Origin of the sequence: Luteimonas yindakuii, from assembly GCF_004803715.2 — a bacterium.
Taxonomy (GTDB): domain Bacteria; phylum Pseudomonadota; class Gammaproteobacteria; order Xanthomonadales; family Xanthomonadaceae; genus Luteimonas; species Luteimonas yindakuii.
In genome coordinates this window covers 2,744,550-2,765,527 of sequence record NZ_CP039383.2, presented here as the reverse complement: position 1 = coordinate 2,765,527, position 20,978 = coordinate 2,744,550, and the positions used below count along the sequence as shown (strand labels likewise).

Genomic DNA, 20,978 nt, shown 5'->3' with positions numbered 1-20,978 from the left:
CGCGGATCTGTTCGGCGACGCCTCTGCCGCGCCGACGGCGGGGGCGGTGCAGGCAGTCGTCGATCCGCCCTGGGATGGCGATGCCTGGCGCACCTTGGCACGCCAGGCATGGTGCGCCGGCCTCGCTCCGGAGCACCTGGTCTGGGACGGCGATCCGCAGGCGATGCTGGTGGCAGGGCCTTCGTTGCAGGCCTTGCCGGCGACGCGGCCGCCGCCGCGGGTGGATGCCGACTTCCCCGCGTTGGTGTCGACGGTCGCCTGCCACACCGATCCGCAGCGCTTCGCCCTGCTGTACCGGCTGCTGTGGCGGATGGCGTCCGGTGAGCCTCGGCTGCTCGAACGCGCCAGCGATCCCGATGTGCAGCGCGTGCGCATGCTGGAAAAGGCGGTGCGCCGCGACAGCCACAAGATGAAGGCGTTCGTGCGCTTCCGCGAGGTGCCGGGGCAGGACGACCATTACATCGCCTGGTTCGAACCGGCACATCGCATTCTCGACCGGGTGGCGCCGTTCTTCGCCCGCCGCTTCGCCGGCATGCACTGGGCCATCCTCACCCCGTACCGCAGCGTGGCCTGGGCGGGCGAGGCGCTCGTCTACGGCCCGGGCGCGACGCGTGGCGATGCGCCTTCCGACGATGCGCAGGAAGCGCTGTGGCGCACCTATTACGCGCACATCTTCAATCCGGCGCGGCTCAACCCGACGATGATGCGTTCGGAGATGCCGCAGAAATACTGGAAGGGCCTGCCCGAGGCGGCGCTGTTGCCGACCCTGCTGCGCGAGGCGGGGCCGCGCGTGCAGGCGATGGCGGAACGTGCGCCGGAGTTGCCGCGTCGACGCATTCCCGCACCGGCGCCCGAGCCGGCATCGACGGTGCAGGGCCTGGACGCGTTGCGCGAGGCGGCCGCCGCGTGCCGCCGCTGTCCGCTGTGGGAACCGGCCACGCGCACCGTGTTCGGCGAAGGTCCGCACGATGCGCGGGTGGTGGTGGTCGGCGAACAGCCCGGCGACGAGGAGGACCTCAGCGGGCGCCCGTTTGTCGGCCCCGCCGGGCGCCTGCTCGATCGCGCACTGGCCGAGCTCGGCATCGCACGCGAGCGCCTGTGGCTGACCAACGCGGTCAAGCACTTCCGTTTCGAGCCGCGCGGCAAGCGCCGCCTGCACCGCAACCCGGAGGTCTCGCATGTGCGTGCCTGCCGGCCGTGGCTGCAGCAGGAACTGGCCGCGCTGCAGCCGGAGGTCGTGGTGTGCCTGGGCGCGACCGCCGCGCAGGCGGTGTTCGGCGGCGGCTTCCGGTTGATGGAGGGGCGCGGCCGCTGGCACGCGCTGGAGGGCGCACGTGGCCTGGCCACCGTGCATCCGGCCTGGGTGCTGCGCCAGGGTGATGCGGCGTCGCGCGACCTGGCCTATGCGGGATTCGTCGACGACCTGCGGTTGCTGGTCGACCACGTCGGCTGATCGTCACCTGCCCTGGACGGCGGTGAACGCAGGGCGCGGCCGCCGCAGCGACATTGGCGGGTTTCACCGCGGATTGCGCCGCTCGCGCGGACACTCCGGACACACCCGATACGGAGCCGAAGCCATGAAGCATCGTCATTCCCACGTCCGCGTCGCGCTGCTGGCGCTGGCACTGTCCGCGGCCGGAACCGCCTCCGCGCAGCGCGCCGACACTGCCGGCGCGATGCAGGCCGACACCAGCCACCACGGCGCCCACCAGACCACGATGACCGAGGCCCAGGCGCGCGCGGCGCTCGAGGGCGAGGGTTTCCGCAATGTGCGCGACCTCGAGTTCGAACACGGCCTGTGGAGCGCCGATGTCGACAGCGCCGACGGCAACAAGAACGATGTGTATCTCGATCCCGCCACCGGCGACGTCTTCCCCGACAACGCGCCTGCACGCATCTCCGAGAACGAGGTGCGCGCCAGCCTCACCGCCGGCGGCTACCAGCACATCGACGATGTCGAATTCGACGACGGCATCTGGAAAGCCGAGGCACGCAACGCCGAGGGCCAGAAGTTGAACCTGCGCATCGCCCCCACCGATGGCCGGGTGCTGCACGAACGCATCGACTGACGCAGGTCGGCCGACCGGAACGACGATGCCCGGCACGTGCCGGGCATTTTCGTGTGCGCAGGCGAACGCGATACCTGTCAGCGGCTGAAGCCGGATCCGCGTCCGCGGCGGCGCCGGCGCAGCCATGCGGTCTGCACCAGCAGCGCAATCGCCAGCGCCAGTGCGGTCCAGCCCAGCACGGGCGCCTCGCTGCCGCGGGCCAGTGCCACGGTGACGCCGAGGAAACCCCACGCCGCCGCCGCCGCGTAGCTGTAGGCGCCGCGCAGCGCCGCATTGGCAGCGAATGCCAGCAGTATGGCAAGCGCGAGCAGCCCGAAGCTCCAGCCCAGCTGGTTGTCGGCGGGAAGCACGCCGGCGCCGAGCAGTGCCTGCGCCAGGTTGAGCACCGCCGCGATCGACAGCCAGCCGGCATGCATCCCGAGCGCGGTGCGCGTCCACAGGTCGGCCTTGCCGCGGTGCGCCGTCCATGCGGCCCACAACAGCGTGCCCAGCGCGACCAGGATCAGCAGCACGCAGAGCCACAGCCATTCCCGCGAGTACACCGGCATCCACACGGCCGTGCAGGCGAAGCCCAGCGCCGTGGCCGGGGCGATCCGTGCCAAGAGCCGGTCACGCTTGCGCGGCCCGGTGGCCTGGCGCAGCGCATAGCCGACGTCGAGCAGGAAGATCAGGCTCCAGATCGAGAACGCATACCCGGCCGGCTGCACCAGCAACGGATAGCGCGAGGAGATTTCCGACTGGTCGGGGCCGAACACGCCCTGGACGGAAAACCATGCCACTACCGGCATGGCGAGGGCGGCGATCAGCACGAGCAGGCGCATGGTCGTTCCTTCGGGGCGGAGCCCGCATGGTCGGGTTCGAAAGGCAATCATGTGGTGAAAGCCCGCCCGCCGCATCCCGTCCGTTCCAACCGGCGGCGCCGCTACGCGCCGCTACGCTCCCCTACGCTCCGCCCGGCCGCCACGCCGGCCGGCTTACGGCCCCGTTTCCCGCGTCCGGTTGCGCCGTTCGTTCCGGCCCAGGCCCTGCCACAGCAGCCACAGGCCGCCGGCGAGATAGGGAATGCAGCTGGGCACCCACATCAGGATCCCGGCCAGCTGCTGGTCGGCCAGCGCGGACAGGCCGACTTCGGGCGCGCGCAACGCGTAAACGGGGTACAGCGCGCGTTGCGAGAACGCCAGCAGCGCGCCGAGGAACCCCATCTGCATCATCACCGCCAGCAGCGCGACCACGCCGCCACCGGCGCCGCTGCCGGGATCGCGCAGGCGTCGCCATGCCGCCGCCCAGAACCACATGCCGGCGAGCAGGAACGACAGGTGCATCAGGTGGTGCAGCGGCTCGCTGGCCAGTACCGCCTCGAGCGCACCGGGCAGATGCCAGGCCCACATCACCGCGCTGTGGGCGACGGCCGCCGGTACCAGCCAGGTGGATACCCTGGTCAGTGGCGCATGCAGGCCGGCGTGCAATGCCGACGACCAGCGCCTGGGCAGCGCGTACGCGGCCACCGCGAACGGCTTGCCGGCCAGCAGCAGCGGCGGTACCAGCGCGAGCAGCAACATGTGCTGGGCCATGTGCGCGGCCAGCGACCAGGCGCCGTAGGCGTCCAGCGGCCAGATCGCCGCCAGCGCCAGTGCCAGCATGCCGGCCCAGAACCCCGCGACGTCGGCGATCCTGACGCCGCGGCCGATGCCGGCCTGCCGCCACAGCCGCAGCAGCCCAAGCGCATACAGCGCCGCCAGCAGCACGAACGGCACCAGCACCATCGGCGACAGCGTCCACGCCTGCGCCAGCGTGGGTGGATGCGGGTGGCCGTCGTGGGCAAAGGCAGCCCATGGCCACAGGGGCGCCGTGGCAGCAACGGCCATGGCGGTCATCGAAGGTCGGAGTCGACGCATGGGCGACACCGTAACAAGCCAGTGGCCGCAGGCATGTAGATACCCCGTACACGCGATGCCCGCGCGTGCTCGTCTAGGGTCGCGATGGCGCGGTGTCACCCGGCTGTCGCACGACGCGGCTCGCTGTCTTCCGCCGACCCTTCTCCCGCATGCGGGATTGCCCGAAGGGCCGGATGAGGGCACGACGAGCACGTTCGCCCATCAAGCATGCGCTTTGCGGAGACCCCATGTACTTCTGGCTCAAGTTCTTCCACATCGCGGCGATGGCGGTCTGGTTCACCGGCCTGTTCTTCCTGCCGCGGCTGTTCGTGGCCTTCCAGCGCAAGGAAGCCGATGGCGAGGCCGCGTACTTCAACCCGGTCGCCAACACGCTGTTCTTCGGCATCGCGACGCCCGCCGCGATCGTCACCATCACCCTCGGGCTGGTGCTGATCGCATGGCGGCCGGAGGGCGCCTGGCTGGTGATGAAGCTCGCCGTGGTCGCGGTGGCGGTGCTGTTCCATCTGTATTTCGGCCTGCTGCTCTACCAGCTCGGCAAGGGCAACGACCGCCACGGCGCGTGGTTCTTCCGTGCGCTGGGCGCGGTGCCACTGGTGTTGCTGCTGGCGATCGCCGCCATCACCGGCGCCAAGCCACGCACCATCGGCGACCTGCCGCCACCGCCGGTGCATGGAGTCGACCGCGAGGATTGACGAGCGGGTTCATGCGCCCTGGGTGGCTCCTCGATGTGTCCGCGCTGCCCGTCACGCGCACCGGGGGGTGTGCTCCCCCGGCCGGAGTCCGCGTCCAGCTGCCACGGCCGGCCGCCGGCCATCCATGGCCGGCTGTCCGCACACCCCCCGGTGCACGCGACGGGCTCGTGCGTCCGCAGGCTTCGGCACCGAAATCCGAGCGGTTGCAGCCGGCGGCGCGTGCCAAGACCACCCGGCTGCCTTCGCTGTTGATCCTCGCCCAGACGCGACGCCAGCTCGGGGCCCGCCGCGGACGCAGGGGGATGTCCAGAGCCGGCCATGGATGGTCGGCGGCCGGATGTGGTAGCTGGACGCGGAGATATCCGGCTGGGCATCCCCCTGTGGCCGTGGCGGGCTGGCCCGGTGCCAGCCAACCGCCGCCCATGCGGAGGACGCTCACGTCACCCTGGTGAACACCTGCTCGATCGGTGCCAGCCAAACCCCCTTTCCCGGTTCCAGCTGAAACCGCTGCTCTGGTTCGACAGGAACGCCGCCGATCCGGAGAACATCAGACGCTCATTCCGCCCATCAGGTTGCGCGCCGTCGCGCAGACATCCGGATCAACGGCCGCGGACTCACTCCGCCGGCGGCTTGTCGTCGGCTTCGTGCTCGTGCGGATTGCCTTCGCCGTAGACGCCGATGCCATGGCGGAAGCTCAGCGTGCCGCCGAGCCAGCCGGCGATCATTACCAGCAGCAACAGCACGCCCGACTGCAGCAGGCCCCACGGCCATACCGCGGCAGCGGGATCCGGCGCGCGCAGCCAGACGCCCAGCCCGGCCATCGCCAGCACCATCACCGCGACGATGAAGTGGTTCCATGCCGAGACGTGCCGGCGCACCACGCGGATCAGGAACATGTCGGCGGTGCCGGCAATGCCCGCGACCACGCCGATCGCCAGGCCCACGGCGTTCATCCAGAACGCGGTCTGCGACCAGAACACGGTGTCGAACCACAGCGACAGCAGGTCGGCCGGGAATACCAGGCTCAGCAGGGCGACCGGGTAGACCACCAGCATCGGGTGCAGCGGATGCTTGGCGATCGCCACCCGGCTGCGCACCGAGTGGGTGGTGGTGCGGGGCTTGGGTTGTTCGAGGGTCTTGCGCATCAGGCACAGGGCGGCAGCATGAGGACGGGAATTCGTGGTGAAGGTGATCGCGATGGTGGCCAGCAGCCCGGACAGGGCGACGACCGCCGTCGAGAAGCGTTCGCGGCGCGTCGCGACATCCGGCTGCACGTCGCGCCGTGCGTGGCGCCAAGCGCGCAGCCCACGCAGCCCCAGCCACACGGTGGCAGCCACGGCGACGGTGCCGATCGCAACCAGGATCCACGTGGCGGCTTCGGCACCGGCAAGCTCCCACCGCAGCACGTCCTCCGCGCAGACCACGCCCTGCAGGCTGTAGACGGTGACGAAATGCAGCGCCCACACCGCCCACGGCGCGGCGATGCCGGTCAACCGGTGCGGCGACAGCGCCTGCATCAGATCACCCTCGGAAACACGTGGATCACCACCCAGGCGATCAGTCCGATGCCGACCGTGTAGCGCCAGAACCCGACCACGACCCGCGGCTCCAGCGTGCGCACGGCGGTCACGTAGCCCGCGCGTGCGCGTGCGGCGATGAACACCGACATCAGTGCCGCGATCGCCACGTGCAGCATGTGGAAGCCGGCCAGCGTCCACACCACCGAGGCATAGGCATGCGCCTGCGGGACGCCCACCGGTCCGGCCAGTGCCCAGGCTTCCACGCCGATGAAGGCCGCGCCCAGGCCAGCCGCAGCCAGCAGCGCGATCGCAGTGCCACCGATGGCACCACGCCGCAGCGCGCGGCCCGCCCACCACGTCGCCACGCCCTGCAGCAGCAGCAACGCAAGCGCAGTGAGCGGCAGGGCGAGCCAGCCAATCGCGATGCCCGGCGGTGGCCACGCCGCCGTGTCCAGCCACAGGTAGAAATAGGCGAACACCAGCGAAGCGAACAGCGAGCCGTCTATCAGCAGGGTGATCACCAGTGCCCACCAGCCCGGCGCATTGCGCGCGCTGTACTGCGTGGGCAGCAGGCGGCCATCGCCGATATCCACGGTGGCCGGGGCGTGGCGGTCGCCGGTGGTCCACAGCCAGCCGGCGAACATCGCCAGCAGCGGCAACACGAGCAGTGCGGCACCCCAGTAGACCTTGGCGATGAAGCAGGCCAGCAGCGCGGCGATGTTGAGCGCCGCCAGCAGCGGCCACCAGGTCGAGTGCGAGACGCGGATGACCTGTTCGGGCTCGGCGCCGAGCACGCCGGTGCCGAGCAGCTCGCGGCGGCCATCGCGTGGATCGCCGAGCAGGCCGTCGGCGCGTGCGCTCTCGTCGGCAAGGGCGGGGCGGGACCACACCGGGTAGCGGTCATCGACCACGGGCACCGAGGCGAAGTTGTAGTGCGGTACCGGCCATGCCAGCGCCCACTCCAGCGTGCCCGCTTCCCACGGATTGCGCTGCGCGGCGCGGCGACCGAGGCGGAACGACAGCCCGAGATCGATCAGGATCGCCAGCATGCCCACCGCCAGCACGAAGCCGGCCGCCGTCGACAGCAGGTTGAGCCATTCGACGTTGAGGTCGGCGGGGTAGGTGTAGACGCGGCGCGGCAGCCCGAGCAGGCCGGTCAGGTGCATCGGCAGGAACGCGAGGTTGAAGCCGATGAACACCATCCAGAACGCGGTGCGGCCGATGCTCTCCGACGGCATCCGCCCGCTCGCCATCGGCAGCCAGTAGTACAGCCCGGCGAACATCGGGAACATCAACCCGCCGATCAGCACGTAGTGCAGGTGCGCGACCACGAAATGGGTGTCGTGCGCCTGCCAGTCGAACGGCACGAAGGCCAGCATCACCCCGGTCAGCCCGCCGAGCACGAACACGAAGAAGAACCCGAACAGGTGCAGCATCGGCAGCCGGAACTGCGGCCGCCCCGCCCACAGGGTGGCGATCCAGGCGAACACCTGGATGCCCATCGGGATCGCCACCGCCATGCTCGCCGCGCTGAAGAAGGCGAGTGCCAGCAGCGGGATGCCCACCGTGTACATGTGGTGCACCCACAACCCGAAGCTGAGGAAGCCGGTGCCGACATAGGCCAGCACGATCCAGGTGTAGCCGACCATCGGCCGCCGCGCGAAGGTGGCCACCAGCATCGACACCACGCCCGAGGCCGGCAGGAAGATGATGTAGACCTCGGGATGGCCGAACAGCCAGAACAGGTGCTGCCACAGCAGCGGGTCGCCACCGCGCGGCACATCGAAGAAGGCGAAATCGAACGCGCGCTGGATCTCCAGCAGGATGCTGGCGAGGATCAGTGGCGGGAAGCCGAACGCGATCATGAAGGCCATCACCAGGATCGCCCAGCAGAACAGCGGCATGCGCTGGATGCCCATGCCCGGCGCACGGGTGATCAGGATCGCGACGATGAGCTCGACCGCGGCGGTCACCGCGGCGATCTCGGCAAACGTCACCCCGATCAACCAGAAGTCCGCGCCCAGCCCGGGCGAGTAGGTTGCATCGGTCAGTGGCACGTACATGAACCAGCCGCCGTCGGGTGCGGCATCGAACAGGAAGCTGGCGTACAGGAACAGGCCGCCGAACAGGTAGCACCACCAGCCGAACGCCGACATCCGCGGGAACGGCAGGTCGCGCGCGCCGAGCATCTTCGGCACCAGGTACATCGCGAAGCCTTCCATGATCGGCACCGCGAACAGGAACATCATCGTGGTGCCGTGCATGGTCACGAACTGCGCGTAGCGTCGCGGGTCCAGCACCTCCATGCCGAACCACGCCAGCTGCAGGCGGATGAACATCGACAGCATCCCGCCGATCAGCAGGAAGGCCAGGCCGGTGACGATGAAGCGCATCGCCACGGTGCTGTGGTTGACCGCGGTCAGCTGGGCGACGATGCCGCGGCCGGTGCCCCAGATCTGCGCGAGCGCATCGAGCCGACGGCGGTTCTCGACCTCGTCGATGCGTCCGGGGCCGTGCGCGGTGGTCATCGTGCCGTCCCGGCCGTGCCGCCGCCGTCGCGCCATGCGCGCCAGGCGTCGGGCTCCATCACCTGCACGGCGAAGATCATGTGGGTGTGCTCGAGGCCGCAGAACTCCGCGCACTGGCCGCGCAGCGGACGGCCGCCGTCGTCATCCACGCGCAGGCGCAGCGTGTTGATGCGCCCGGGCACCGCATCCATCTTGCCGCCCAGCCGCGGGATCCAGAAGCTGTGGACCACGTCCTCGCTGGTGATGTTGAACTCCACCATCTCGCCGCGTGGCAGATGCAGGACCACGTCGCTGGTGGCGCGCACGCGGCCTTCGTCGTCGCGGTACTGGAATTCCCATTCCCACTGCCGGCCGACCACGTCGATCACATGCTGCTGCGTCTCGCCAAGACCGGTGACGCGGCTGCTGGTGGCGGTGCCCCAGGCCAGCAGGCCGACCAGCACGGTAGTCGGCATCAGCAGGCCACCGGCCACGATCAGCCGCGTCGGCCTGCCCAGTGCACGCGTGTTGCGGCCACGGAACAGTGCCCAGCACACCATCACCATCACCATCAGCCAGATGGCGGCGAACAGCCAGAACATCAGCCACCAGGTCTGCGCGATGCCATGCGCGGCGGGACCGGCGGGATCGAGCGTGGACTGCGGGCCACGCACGCAGGCGGCCAGCAGCGCCAGCGTCCCGCAGGCGATCAGGAAGGAGCGGTGATGGCGCCGCATCGTGGTCCGTGGTCCTCGAACAGTCCCCGCGCCATGCTCGACGCGGTGCACACGCTAGCGACCGCTGTGGGCAGGTCGCGTGAATGCGCTTCCAGCGCGCGCGACGGCCAATCTGTATGCGTCCGGTTGAGGCGCCGCAAAAAAACGCGACGCCCGAAGGCGCCGCGTTTTCTGTCGCGTGCGGCGTCAGGCACGCCGCGTCGATGCACTCAGTTGCGGTCGCGGGTGTTGTCGCGCGCGTTCTCGTCGCTGCCGCGGTTGGCATCGGTGCTGCCTACGGTCAGGCCGGAATCATCGACGCGCGATACGCCTTCGATGTCCTGCGCGATCTGCTTCGCGCGGTCGGCCTGGGCCTGGCTTTCGACATTGCCCGACAGGCCGACGACGCCGTTGTTGGTGACCACGCGGATGTCCATGCCGGCGACATCGCTGTCGGCCAGCAGGCTCGACTTCACCTTGGTGGTGATCCAGGTGTCGTTGACCGGCTGGTCGGAATCGGCTTTGGCCAGGCGGTCCGTGGTCTGCGCGCGTGTGTCGTCGGCCAGCGCGGTGCCAGCGGCGAACACGAGGCCGGCCGACAGGGCCAGGGCGAGCGCGGTTTGCGAAGTGCGGAAACGGTTCATGGCGGTACCTCTCGTGTTGCGAAGGTGTGGGGCGAGTGTTTCGCCACGTACGTTCAAGAGACGTGACCGGATGGGCGTGCGGATGAACGGGAAACGCTTACGGCCTTCATCCTGCCCAACCTCGCATGAGTGGTGGAACTCGCGCGTCCGCTCCGGCTTGGGCCGGGCCGGGATGGCCACGTTCCGCGTGTGTCCGGCAAAACGCGCTCGAAGGCAGACACGCGCAAGGCGCGGCGCGGATGGGCTAATCCGCTTCGCCACGCCCCTGCGCGCGTGCATTGGCGATCACCGCGCGTACCTGTTCGCGGTCGCGGTGCCGCGAGATCGGTACCGCGCCCAGCGCCAGTGCGCGTTCGCGCAGGTCCGCCGGCACGTCGTAGTGCGCGCCGCTGGTGCGGTTCTGGAAGGCATGGCGCGGAATGCCCAGTTCGGCCGCGAACGCATGCAACTCGTCGAGGGTGTCGGCCATCAGATGGGCCCAGCGACGCCCGCGCCACAGCGTGACCGCATCGTCGACGTAGACCGCCATCCGCGCTCAGCGTGCCCCGAACTCGCGGCGCACCCAGTCGTCGACCATGCGCTTCTCGTAGTACAGCGCCTCGTTGCCACGCGGAGAACGCACGCCGGAGGTGAGATACGCCGGATCGCGCAGCACGCGCTCGCCACCCTCGAGTTCGCGTCCGGTCGCATCGGTGCGGCGCAGCTGCAGGGTGATCTGCGGCCAGTAGATGTCGCGCATGATGCGGACGTCGTTCATCTGCGGGCCGTTCCACGGCTCGTAATCGCCGGCACGGCGGATGTCGGTAATGGTGATCGCCGCGCGCTCGCCGGCCGGCAGCGCCCGCGTGACGGACTGCTGCAGGTGCGACGCGAGATCGTTGACCCAGTCGCCGCGCTTCGATTCCCAGCGGTTGGAGCTGCGACGCAGGTCGGAGAAATTGGCAGGGTCGCTCCACGACACCGACACGCCGGAGGTTTCCGGCAATGCGCGCGGGGCGTCGGCAGCGGTCACGTCGCGTACGGGGGTGCCGGCACAGGCGGAGAGCAGCAGGGTGAACGACATCGCGAGGGCGGTGGCCGCGGTGCGCGGAAAGGCGGACAGGTTCATCGCGACGCTCCAGCGGTGTGTCGATGCAGTGTGCGAGCGCGGCAGGTGACGTTCAAGCGATCACGGTGCCGCGTAGCGGATCCGATGCGTGCAGTTGTCGCCATGTTCAGTCGTGCATCGACGCCTCGGCACGCCCGACCATCGGCGCCAGCGACGCCCACACATGGTCGCGCAGCGCCGGCTGCACACGCGCGGTGGGATGCAGGTTGTCGGGCTGGAAACTGCCGCGGTCCATCGCCACCGGCTCCAGCAGGAATGGCACCAGCTCGACGTCGAACAGCTTCGCCAGGTCGCGGTACACGGCCTCGAAGCCGCGGGTGTAGTCGGCACCGAGGTTGGGTGGCATGCGCATGCCGACCAGCAGCACGTCGGCGCCGACGAACTGTGCGGCACCGATCATCCGCGCGAGGTTGCGGCGCATCTCGCGCAGCGGCAGGCCGCGCAGGCCGTCGTTGGCACCGAGCGCGATCACCACCACGCCCGGGCGGTGGCGCACCACCTCGTCGACGATGCGCGCGGAACCGCCCGCGGAGGTCTCGCCGCTGATGCTGGCGTTGACCACGGTCCAGCCGGGATGGCTGCCGCGCAGGCGGTCCGCCAGCAGGCCCACCCAGCCCTCGTTCGCGGCCATGCCGTAGCCGGCCGACAGCGAGTCGCCCATCACCAGCAGCGTGCGCGTCGGCGGCGGTGGAACGGTCGCCGCGGCGTCCTGTGCGATTGCCTGGGTCGGCAACAGGGCCAGCAGCAGCCAGGCGACGAGCAGCCACGGAGCACGCATGAGGGCGGCAGGCGACAGGCGAGGGGGCATGCGGATGGTTCCATTCGGCAGGGCCCGCACAGCTTAGGCCCGGCGCGCACAACCGCGCGTGGACGGCGCGGCGCGGCCCGCTCCATCCCATGTGGCACATGCACGACCGTGCGGGCCGGCCCGTACACTCGACGCCCCCATGTCGATGCCGGCGCCGTGCAGGCGCGCCGCGCCCGCAACAGGATCCCGCATGCCCGATTCGTCGCCGTCCGCCATCCCGTCATCGACCGCCACTGGCGAACCCGTGCTGCGCGTGCAGGGCCTGGGCAAACGCGTCGCCCTGGCCTCGGGTGAACTGGTCATCCTCGACGGAATCGATTTCGAGATCGCACGCGGCGACAGCGTGGCCGTGGTCGGCGCCTCCGGCTCCGGCAAGAGCACGCTGCTGTCGCTGCTGGCGGGACTTGACGTGCCGTCCTCGGGCACGGTGGAACTCGACGGCACCGAGCTCTCGCGGCTCGACGAGGATGGCCGCGCCCGCGTGCGCGCCGACAAGGTCGGCTTCGTGTTCCAGAACTTCCAGCTGCTGCCGTCGCTGACCGCGCTGGAGAACGTGATGCTGCCGCTGGAGCTGCGTGGCGACGCCGACGCGCGTGGCCCGGCCGAAGCGGAGCTGACGCGCGTGGGGCTGGGCGAGCGCCTGCAACACTATCCGCGGCAGCTGTCGGGCGGCGAGCAGCAGCGCGTCGCGCTGGCGCGCGCGTTCGTGACCCGGCCTTCGGTGCTGTTTGCCGACGAACCCACCGGCAACCTCGATACCCGCACCGGCCAGGCGGTGATCGACCTGCTGTTCGCGATGAACCACGACACCGGCACCACGCTGGTGCTGGTGACGCACGATGACCATCTCGCCAGCCGTTGCCGGCGCGTGCTGCGCATCGACGGCGGGCGGCTGGTGGCATGAGGACCGCACGCCTCGCGTGGATCCAGTTCAGGCGCGATCTCGCCGCCGGCGAGGTCCGCATCATGCTGGCCGCACTGGTGCTGGCGGTGCTGGCGGTGACCGCGGTCGGCTTCGTCACCGACCGCGCCGAACGCGCGCTCGCGCAGCAGGCCAACCGCCTGCTCGGCGGCGACGCGATCCTGCGCTCGGATGCGCCGATCGACGACAGCGTGCGCGAGGCCGCGCGCGCCGCCGGCCTGCGGCAGACCGCAACGGTCGCGCTCGACAGCATGATCCGGGTCGGCGACGACCTGCGCCTGGGTGACCTCAGCGCGATCGGCGAGGGCTACCCGTTGCGCGGCGCGTTCCGCCTCGTCGACGCGGCCGGCGGTGCCGAGCGCGATGCCGCCGGCATCCCCGAACCCGGGAGTGTGTGGCTGAGCCGCGCCGGTGCCGACACCCTCGATGCGCGCGTCGGCGACACCGTGGTGCTGGGGGAGGCGAGCTTCCGCCTCGCGGCCCTGGTGGCGCAGGAGCCGGACGCCTCGATCGACTACTTCAACGTCGCGCCCAAGGTGTTCCTCAACCTCGCCGACCTGCCCGCCACCGGCCTGGTGCAGGAGGGCAGCCGCATCCGTTACCGGCTGGTGGTGGCGGGCGACACCGCGGCGGTGGAAGGCTTCGCCGACGGCGTGCGCGACACCCTCGGCCGTGGCCAGCGCCTGGAGACGATCCAGGACGCGCGCCCGGAAGTGCGCTCCGGCCTCGACCGTGCCGGCCGCTTCCTCGGCCTCGCCGCGCTGGTGTCGGTGGTCCTGGCCGCGGTGGCAGTGGCAATGGCCGCGCGCCGGCACAGCGAGCGGCACCTGTCGGGCGCGGCGGTGATGCGCTGCCTCGGCGCCAGCCAGCGCACGCTGGTCGGCATCCATGTCGGCGAGCTGGTGCTGCTGGGCGTGCTGGCGAGCGCGATCGGCATTGCGCTTGCGTTCGCGCTGCAGTGGTTCGTCGGTGGCTGGATCGCGCGCGAGCTCGAACTCGACCTGCCGGCCGCCACCGTGTTGCCGGCGCTGCAGGGCCTAGGCGTGGGACTGGTGGTGCTGCTGGCGTTCGGCGCGCCGCCGGTGCTCGCCCTGCGCCGGGTGCCGGCGCTGCGGGTGATCCGTCGCGACCTCGACCCGGTGGAGCCGACCGCGCTGGTGGTGGCCGTGACCGGCTTCGCCGGCCTCGGCGCGCTGCTGTGGTGGAAGGCCGGCTCGGCGGACCTGGCCGGCGCGATGCTGGCCGGCATCGCCGCCACGCTGGCGGTACTGGCGCTGATCGCCTGGGCGCTGATCGTCGTCGTGCGCCGCCTGCGCGGGCGCCTGCGTGGCGGCCTGCGCTACGGCCTGGCGAACGTAAGCCGGCGCGCCGGCACCAGCATCGCGCAGGTCTCCGCGCTCGGGCTCGGGCTGATGGCGCTGCTGCTGCTGACCTTCGTGCGCACCGACCTGCTCGACCGCTGGCAGCTGCAGCTGTCGGAAACCGCGCCCAACCGTTTCATCGTCAACGTGCAGCCGCCGCAGCTCGATCCCGTGCGTGCGTTCATGGCCGAGCGCGGGCTGGATGCACCGGAGCTGTTCCCGATGGTCCGCGCACGCTTCATCGCGCGCAACGGCGAAGCGGTCACCACGCAGACCTATGCCGACGAGGACGGCCAGACCCGGCGGCGTGCCGAGCGCGAGTTCAACCTGTCGACGGTGGCGGCGCTGCGCGATGACAACCGCGTGGTCGACGGTCGTATCTGGGCGGCGGACGCGACCGCGCCGGAGTTCTCGGTGGAGGAGAACTTCGCCCGCCAGCTCGGCTGGCAGGTGGGCGACCGCATCACCTTCGATATCGCCGGTCGCACCGTCGAGGCGCCGATCACCAGCCTGCGCACCATCGACTGGGAAAGCTTCCGTCCGAACTTCTTCGTGCTGGCATCCCCGGGCACGCTCGACGGCTTCCCGGCCAGCCATATCACCGCGGTCAGCGTGCCGGCCGACGACGTGCGCTTCACCGCGGATCTCGTCGGCGCCTTCCCCAACCTGTCGGTGATCGACATCGACGCGGTGCTGGCGCAGGTGCGCACCACCGCCGACCAGGTCTCGGTGGTGGTGCAGGCGGTGTTCTGGTTCTCGATGGTGGCCGGCGTGCTGGTGCTGCTGGCGGCGGTCAGCGCCAGCCAGGACGAGCGCCTGCTCGAAGGCGGGGTGATGCGCGTGCTCGGTGCCAGCCGGCGCCAGCTGCGCTCCGCGCAGGCATCGGAGTTCGCCGCGATCGGCCTGCTGTCCGGGCTGGTGGCGGCGATCGCCGCGTCGGTGCTGTCGGGCGTGGTCGCCACCCGCGTGTTCGACCTGCCGTGGCAGCCCAACTGGGCGATGGCCGCGGTCGGCGGCGCGCTCGGCATGGCGGTGACGCTGGTCGCGGGACTGGTCGCCACCCGCCGCGTGCTCGATGCGCCACCGGCGCTGACGCTGCGCGAGCTGCAGGGCTGAGCGCGGGGAGCGGTCTGCCGTGTCGCCCGGGTAGGCGCGAAGCGCATCCGGGGATGCGCTGACTCCGCGTCGTGTCTGCGGCTCAGTCCGCCGCGGCTGATTCCTCCGCCTCGAACCGGCGCGCATAGGCACGCTCTTCGGCCACGCGCTGCACCTCCTCGTCGGGCAGTTCCGGTGCGCCGTAGACCACGTACGCGATGGTGTCGGCGTGGCGACCGATCCGGCGCAGCCGGTAACGCGGCGTGCCTGTGCCGGTATCGGGCGGGTAGTGGGTCGGCGGGGTATCGCCCTCGATGTCGAGTTCGCTGTTGTCGACCGTGCCGCCAACGAAAAGAGCGCGCATGGACTGTCTCCTTGGGGGATGCCTGCAGGGTGCCGCCGCCGACGTTGCCGAACGATGAAAACGATGCGCCCTGCGGCGTTGACGCGGAGCCACGAGACGCCGCCGCGTAGAATGCACGGTCTGTTCCGTCCTGCCCGGTGTCCGTGTGCCCAGTGATTCCGCCCTCGATGCGTTGATGCTGCCGTTCAACGAAGGACGCATCGCGCGCGTGCCGGATGCGCTGTTCCTGGGTGCGCGTGCGGGGGTTGCCCTGCATGCCTCGCAGTGGCCGCAGCTGGCCTGCGTGCAGACCTTCCGCCCGCAGGCGCAGGCGCTGGAGCGTGCCGGTTTCGCGGTTTCGCTGGACGCCGACGCCGGCCGGCGCTGGCCGCTGGTGCTGCTGCTGCCGCCGCGCCAGCGCGACGAGGCGCGCGCCCTGTACGCGCAGGCGCTTGCGCTGGCCGACGACGGCGCCACCGTGGTGGTCAGTGTGGCCAACGACGAGGGCGCGAAGTCGGCCGAAGCCGATTTCGCCCGCATCGCCGGGCCGGTGGCGTCGCTTTCCAAGCACAAATGCCGGGTGTTCTGGGCGCGTGCCGGTGGCGGCGGTGATGCCGCGTTGGCGGCGCAGTGGCGCCAGGGCGACGCGGTGCGCGAAGTCGCGCCGGGCTGGTGGAGCCGGCCGGGCGTGTTCGCCTGGGACCGCATCGACGCCGCCACCGCATTGCTGATCGAACACCTGCCCTCGACCCTGGCCGGCGATGTCGCCGACCTCGGGGCCGGCGCCGGCGTGATTGCCGATGCACTGCTGCGCCAGTGTCCCGGCGTGCGCACGGTGGATCTGTACGAAGCCGACGCACGCGCGCTGGCGCTGGCCGAGCGCAACCTTGCACCGCATGCGGCACGCGCCACGCTCGACTTCCACTGGCACGACGTGACCACGGGCCTGCCGCGGCGTTACGACGCCATCGTCAGCAATCCGCCGTTCCATGCGCAGCAGCGCGAGCCGCGCCCCGAACTCGGCCAGGCCTTTGTCCGCGCCGCGGCGCAGGCGCTGCGGCCACGTGGCGAACTGTGGCTGGTCGCCAACCGGCAACTGCCGTACGAGCAGGTGCTGGCGGAAGGCTTCACCGACGTGCGTAGCGTGGCCGGGCGCGGTGCGTTCAAGGTGATCACCGCGAGGCGCCGCGCATGAAGCTGCTGCGCCTGCTCGCCAACCTCGGCTACGGCAGCCGCAAGCAGGCGATGCTGCTGTGCCGCCAGGGCCGGGTGACCGATGCCGCCGGCGACGTGCTGTACGCCGATGACGTGGTCGATCCAGGCGCGGTGTTCGTCGATGGCGAGCCGCTGGATCCGCCGCAGGGCCTGGCGTTGATGCTGCACAAGCCGGTCGGCTACACCTGCTCGACCAGGGACCCGGGTCGGGTGATCTACGACCTGCTGCCGCCGCGCTTCCGCCTGCGCAACCCGGTACTGTCACCGGTCGGGCGTCTCGATCGCGACACTTCCGGCCTGCTGCTGATGACCGATGACGGCGCACTGCTGCACCGGATCATCTCGCCGAAGTCGGCGCTGCCCAAGGTCTATGTCGCCACCCTCGACGCCGACCTGCGTGGCGACGAAGTGCAGCTGTTCGCCAGCGGCACGTTGCTGCTGGAATCCGACGACAAGCCGCTGCTGCCTGCCGAACTCGACGTGCTCGGTCCGCGACAGGCGCGGCTGGTCCTGCACGAAGGCCGCTACCACCAGGTGCGACGGATGTTCGCCGCGGTCGGCAACCACGTGGTCGCGTTGCGTCGCGAACGCGTCGGTGGCCTTGCGCTCGACGGACTCGACGAGGGCCACTGGCGCGCGCTCACAGCCGACGACGTGCAGGCGCTGTTCGCGACGTCGTGATGAGTCCGGTCGCACCGCTGCCGTTCCTGCCGGCGGCCGTGATCTTCGACATGGACGGGCTGATGCTCGACAGCGAGCGCGCGATCCTCGATGCGCTGCGCACCGCGGCCACCGAACACGGCATGCGGATCGACCACGACTGGTGGCTGGGCCTGATCGGCCATTCGGACGAGGTGTGTCGTCGGCAGTTTGGTGCCCTGATCGGTGACGCTGCCGCGCAGGCGGTACTGGCGCGCGGGCATGCGCTGTACATCGCGGTCGCCGAAGCCGGCATCGCGCACCGGCCGGGCATCGTCGCCCTGCTCGAGTTGCTGGCCGCGCATGGCATCCCGCGCGCGGTGGCCACGTCCACCTGGCGGCCGCTGGCGCTGCGCAAGCTCGCGGCGGCGGACCTGCTGTGGCGGTTCGATGCGGTGTGCACCAGCAGCGACGTTGCGCGTCCCAAGCCGGCACCGGATGTCTATCTGCTGGCGGCACGGCAACTGGGCGTGGATCCCGCGCACTGCCTGGTGCTGGAGGATTCGCCGACCGGCGTGCGCGCCGCACTCGCGGCCGGCATGACGCCGGTGCAGGTCCCCGACCTGCTGGCGCCGGACGACGACGTGCGCGCGCTCGGCCACCGCATCGTCGATTCACTCGCCCATGCGCAGGCGTTGCTCGAGCCGCTGCTGCGGACACTGCCGCGCACGTCTTCCACGGCAGCGCGCAAGTGACCCCGGTGGTGCGCCGGTCTTCCCGACGCACCGCTCAGGCGTACTGCATCTTCCGCGACATCCCGCCGTCGACGATGAACTCCTGGCCGGTGGTGAAGCCCGACAGCGCCGGGGCGAGCAGGTACACCGCGAGTGTCGCGATGTCTTCTGGCGTCCCGACGCGACCGGCCGGATGTTGCGCATGGTCGCCGCGCGACAGTTTCGGCCGCCGCCGCCGTGACGGTGCCTGCCACGCTTCGGTGGCAATCCAGCCCGGGCTGATGCAGTTCACCCGCACCCGTGGCCCGGCGCTGATCGCCAGCGCATGGGTGAAGGCGACCAGTCCGCCCTTGGCCGCGGCATAGGCTTCGCCATGCGGCTCGGACTGGTGCGCGCGGGTCGAGGCGATGTTGACGACCGCACCGCCGCCTTCGCTGCGCGCGAGTGCGGGCAGTGCATGTCTAATGCACAGGAACGCACCATGCAGGCTGGACAGGCGCCGGTTCCACTCCGCGAAGTCGAGCTCCGGCAGCGGTGGCACTACCGGATCGACCACGCCGGCGTTGTTGACCACGCCGTCGATGCGGCCGAAGCGTGCCAGCGCGGCCTCGACGAACGCCGCCACGCTGCGTTCGCGCATGACATCGACGCGACGGAACAGTGCGTGGTCGCCGGCGTTCCATTCGGCGAGGCAGGCGCGTCCTGCATCGGCATCGAGGTCGCCGATGGCCACGCGGCCGCCGGCGCCGAGCACCGCCTGCGCGATCGCGCGGCCGATGCCCTGCGCACCACCGGTAACGAGTACCACGCGCCCCGCCAGGGGGCGTGGAAGCCAGGGAAGCGAAGCGGGAACGATCGACATGGACGTGCTCGCAGAGCGGCGATGGCTGCAGCGTGGCGGCGTGCTGGCGAAGCGGCCGTGGAGGCCGGGCATGCACGCGGGTGGACTACTGCGGCTCCGCCACGTGTTCGAGCATGTCGATGAGCATGTCGCGGATATGCGCATCCGCGGTGCTGTAGAACACCTGCCGCTGGCGGCGTTCGCCGCGCACCAGGCGTGCGCCGCGCAGCAGCCGCAGGTGGTGGCTGACCAGCGGCTGCGAGGCGCCGGTGCGTGTGGCGATGTCACCGACGGCGATCGGGCCGTCGAGGCAGGCCAGCAGCACGCGCAGGCGGGTGGGATCGCCGAGCAGCCGGTAGGTGGCGGCGATGGTGTCGATGCGGTCGTCAGCGCTGATCAATGCCCGCATCCCGTCGATGCCGGCGTGCGCTCCAGCGCGCAGCCGCCGCGTGGTTCGCACAGCACCTCCACCGTGGCGTGGCCGATGCCGAAGCGTTCGGCCAGTTCGCGCTTGACGGTAGCCACCGTGGTGCCGGGATGGACGCCGCCGTCGAGACCGAGCTCAAGCGTGGCGAGTACGCGCCCGGAGGTGATCGACCACACATGCACATGCTGCACTTCGGTGACGCCCGGCACGGCGCTGAGCAGGTGGTCGCGCAATGCATGCACGTCGATATCCGGTGGCGCGCCCTCCATCAGGATGTGGAACGCACCGCGCAGCAGCGACCACGCGCTGCGCAGGATCAGCAGGCAGACCAGCGCCGACAGGATCGGGTCGATCGCCATCCAGCCGGTGGCGTGGATCACCAGCGCGGCGATGATGGCGGCGACCGAGCCGAGCAGGTCGCCCAGCACGTGCAGCATCGCGCCGCGGATGTTGACGTGGTCGCGGTCGCCGCGATGCAGGATCGCGAACACCGCCAGGTTCACCAGCAGCCCGGCCACCGCCACCACCAGCATCGGGCCCGCCAGCACCTCGCCCGGGTCGCGCAGGCGCTGCAATGCCTCCCACAGGATCCACGCCACCAGCGCGAACAGGGTCAGCGCATTGACCAGGCCGGCGAGCACCTCCAGCCGCATGTAGCCGAAGGTGCGGCGTGCATCCGAGGCGCGGCGGCCGATGCGGAAACCCGCCCAGGCCAGCCCCAGCGCGGCGGCATCGGTGAGCATGTGGCCGGCATCGGCGATCAGGGCCAGCGAGCCGGAGATCACTCCGCCGATCACCTCGACCACCATGAACGTCGCCGTCAGCACCAGCGCGGTCAGGACCACCTTCTCGTTGCGTGCCGACACTGCGTGCGCATGGCCGTGGTCATGGCCGACGTGCGCGTGGCCGGCGGAGTGGTGATCGTCGCCATGCCCGTGACCGTGCCCATCGCCGCAGGGCGAGGCCGCGGCGGGGTGGGGTCGATGCTGGTGGTGGGGGTCGGGGGTCATGGCCGGCGGTACTGGGATGGTCGTAGCGATGATATCTACATATGTTTATGTTTCAACGCGGAGGGGCGGCATGGCTGCTGCGGGCGAAGTGAAGATCACTGGCCGAGTACTGACAGGCGATGGCGTGGCTGCAATGTTCCCGGGAGTGCTTCGTTGTGATCCGCGCTGCCCGCCGCGCGCACCGGGGGGTGTGCTCCCCCGGCCGGAGTCCGCGTCCAGCTACCACGGCCGGCCGCCGGCCATCCATGGCCGGCTGTCCGCACACCCCCCGGTGCACGCGACGGGCTCAGGCGTCCGCAGGCTCCGGTGACGGGATCAACAGCGGTTCCTGCTGCGTCGCCTGCAGCCGACCACGTTCGCGCGTTCGGCAGTCCGCATGGAAGTCAACAGCGGCGCAGCTGAAGTCGTCGACTGCCATCACGGCGTGACGTC

At 70.7% G+C, this 20,978-nt stretch carries 21 protein-coding genes; 8 read left to right on the top strand and 13 right to left on the bottom strand.

All coding sequences use genetic code 11. The features are described from left to right. The first annotated feature begins 46 nt into the window (after positions 1-46). Both E5843_RS12835 and E5843_RS12830 read left to right on the top strand, forming a co-directional pair. Entirely contained in the window at positions 47-1,453 is a 1,407-nt protein-coding gene (locus E5843_RS12835; protein WP_136413110.1) for a UdgX family uracil-DNA binding protein, read from the top strand. Positions 1,454-1,577: 124 nt separating this feature from the next. Continuing rightward, positions 1,578-2,069: a PepSY domain-containing protein gene (locus E5843_RS12830; protein WP_166816020.1), complete on the top strand. Its 492-nt coding sequence runs from the start codon at positions 1,578-1,580 to the stop codon at positions 2,067-2,069. A gap of 77 nt (positions 2,070-2,146) precedes the next feature. Here E5843_RS12830 and E5843_RS12825 read toward each other — a convergent pair whose 3' ends face one another. Together E5843_RS12825 and E5843_RS12820 are read right to left on the bottom strand one after the other, a co-directional pair. After that, the gene (locus tag E5843_RS12825; RefSeq protein ID WP_136412852.1) at positions 2,147-2,890 is read right to left on the bottom strand and encodes a hypothetical protein; all 744 of its coding nucleotides are present in this window, start codon (positions 2,888-2,890) and stop codon (positions 2,147-2,149) included. A gap of 153 nt (positions 2,891-3,043) precedes the next feature. After that, a complete protein-coding gene (locus tag E5843_RS12820; RefSeq protein ID WP_136412851.1) occupies positions 3,044-3,934 on the bottom strand; it encodes a cytochrome c oxidase assembly protein in 891 nt (296 codons plus the stop codon). Between the two features lie 257 nt (positions 3,935-4,191). Here E5843_RS12820 and E5843_RS12815 point away from each other — a divergent pair, with 257 nt between their 5' ends. Then, a complete protein-coding gene (locus tag E5843_RS12815; RefSeq protein WP_136412850.1) occupies positions 4,192-4,656 on the top strand; it encodes a CopD family protein in 465 nt (154 codons plus the stop codon). Between the two features lie 614 nt (positions 4,657-5,270). Here the strand turns inward: E5843_RS12815 and E5843_RS14445 are convergent. From E5843_RS14445 to E5843_RS12780, 7 genes are all read right to left on the bottom strand, one after another. Next, a complete protein-coding gene (locus tag E5843_RS14445) occupies positions 5,271-6,173 on the bottom strand; it encodes a DUF2231 domain-containing protein (RefSeq protein ID WP_244240783.1) in 903 nt (300 codons plus the stop codon). Then, positions 6,173-8,704, bottom strand: a complete 2,532-nt coding sequence (gene ctaD, locus E5843_RS12805; protein WP_141066057.1) for a cytochrome c oxidase subunit I — start codon at positions 8,702-8,704, stop codon at positions 6,173-6,175. Before ctaD ends, E5843_RS14445 begins: the two co-directional genes overlap by 1 nt. Next, on the bottom strand, positions 8,701-9,420 hold the full coding sequence (coxB, locus tag E5843_RS12800) for a cytochrome c oxidase subunit II (protein ID WP_136412849.1): 720 nt from the start codon (positions 9,418-9,420) through the stop codon (positions 8,701-8,703). The genes ctaD and coxB overlap by 4 nt, the downstream gene beginning before the upstream one ends. A 209-nt stretch (positions 9,421-9,629) precedes the next feature. Next, a complete protein-coding gene (locus tag E5843_RS12795) occupies positions 9,630-10,043 on the bottom strand; it encodes a BON domain-containing protein (RefSeq protein ID WP_136412848.1) in 414 nt (137 codons plus the stop codon). 244 nt (positions 10,044-10,287) lie between these two features. Further along, positions 10,288-10,572 (bottom strand): DUF4031 domain-containing protein, encoded by a 285-nt coding sequence (locus E5843_RS12790; protein WP_136412847.1) that lies wholly within the window; start codon positions 10,570-10,572, stop codon positions 10,288-10,290. Positions 10,573-10,578: 6 nt separating this feature from the next. Continuing rightward, positions 10,579-11,151: a DUF3016 domain-containing protein gene (locus E5843_RS12785; protein ID WP_244240782.1), complete on the bottom strand. Its 573-nt coding sequence runs from the start codon at positions 11,149-11,151 to the stop codon at positions 10,579-10,581. Between the two features lie 106 nt (positions 11,152-11,257). Next, positions 11,258-11,959, bottom strand: a complete 702-nt coding sequence (locus tag E5843_RS12780; protein WP_244240781.1) for an arylesterase — start codon at positions 11,957-11,959, stop codon at positions 11,258-11,260. 190 nt (positions 11,960-12,149) lie between these two features. On the opposite strand from E5843_RS12780, the gene E5843_RS12775 reads away from it, so the two are divergent. Together E5843_RS12775 and E5843_RS12770 are read left to right on the top strand one after the other, a co-directional pair. Next, positions 12,150-12,863: an ABC transporter ATP-binding protein gene (locus E5843_RS12775; protein WP_134674293.1), complete on the top strand. Its 714-nt coding sequence runs from the start codon at positions 12,150-12,152 to the stop codon at positions 12,861-12,863. After that, positions 12,860-15,358 carry an ABC transporter permease gene (locus tag E5843_RS12770; RefSeq protein ID WP_141066056.1) on the top strand — a complete coding sequence of 833 codons (2,499 nt, stop codon included), beginning with the start codon at positions 12,860-12,862 and terminating at the stop codon, positions 15,356-15,358. Before E5843_RS12775 ends, E5843_RS12770 begins: the two co-directional genes overlap by 4 nt. Before the next feature lie 82 nt (positions 15,359-15,440). Here E5843_RS12770 and E5843_RS12765 read toward each other — a convergent pair whose 3' ends face one another. Next, a complete protein-coding gene (locus tag E5843_RS12765) occupies positions 15,441-15,701 on the bottom strand; it encodes a hypothetical protein (RefSeq protein ID WP_134674291.1) in 261 nt (86 codons plus the stop codon). 175 nt (positions 15,702-15,876) lie between these two features. On the opposite strand from E5843_RS12765, the gene E5843_RS12760 reads away from it, so the two are divergent. From E5843_RS12760 to E5843_RS12750, 3 genes are read left to right on the top strand one after another with little or no spacing between them, the layout of a single operon-like run. Next, a complete protein-coding gene (locus tag E5843_RS12760) occupies positions 15,877-16,875 on the top strand; it encodes a class I SAM-dependent methyltransferase (RefSeq protein WP_134674746.1) in 999 nt (332 codons plus the stop codon). Next, positions 16,872-17,576 carry a pseudouridine synthase gene (locus E5843_RS12755; protein WP_134674290.1) on the top strand — a complete coding sequence of 235 codons (705 nt, stop codon included), beginning with the start codon at positions 16,872-16,874 and terminating at the stop codon, positions 17,574-17,576. Before E5843_RS12760 ends, E5843_RS12755 begins: the two co-directional genes overlap by 4 nt. After that, on the top strand, positions 17,576-18,289 hold the full coding sequence (locus tag E5843_RS12750) for an HAD family hydrolase (RefSeq protein ID WP_134674289.1): 714 nt from the start codon (positions 17,576-17,578) through the stop codon (positions 18,287-18,289). Before E5843_RS12755 ends, E5843_RS12750 begins: the two co-directional genes overlap by 1 nt. A gap of 34 nt (positions 18,290-18,323) precedes the next feature. On the opposite strand, the gene E5843_RS12745 is transcribed toward E5843_RS12750, so the two are convergent. The 3 genes from E5843_RS12745 to E5843_RS12735 all read right to left on the bottom strand — a co-directional run bounded on the left by E5843_RS12745 (position 18,324) and on the right by E5843_RS12735 (position 20,546). Beyond that, positions 18,324-19,130 carry an SDR family oxidoreductase gene (locus E5843_RS12745; protein ID WP_134674288.1) on the bottom strand — a complete coding sequence of 269 codons (807 nt, stop codon included), beginning with the start codon at positions 19,128-19,130 and terminating at the stop codon, positions 18,324-18,326. 85 nt (positions 19,131-19,215) lie between these two features. Next, positions 19,216-19,509 (bottom strand): ArsR/SmtB family transcription factor, encoded by a 294-nt coding sequence (locus E5843_RS12740; protein WP_425478399.1) that lies wholly within the window; start codon positions 19,507-19,509, stop codon positions 19,216-19,218. Next, positions 19,506-20,546, bottom strand: coding sequence for a cation diffusion facilitator family transporter (locus tag E5843_RS12735; RefSeq protein WP_134674286.1), 1,041 nt, complete (start codon positions 20,544-20,546; stop codon positions 19,506-19,508). The genes E5843_RS12740 and E5843_RS12735 overlap by 4 nt, the downstream gene beginning before the upstream one ends. Positions 20,547-20,978: the final 432 nt, after the last annotated feature.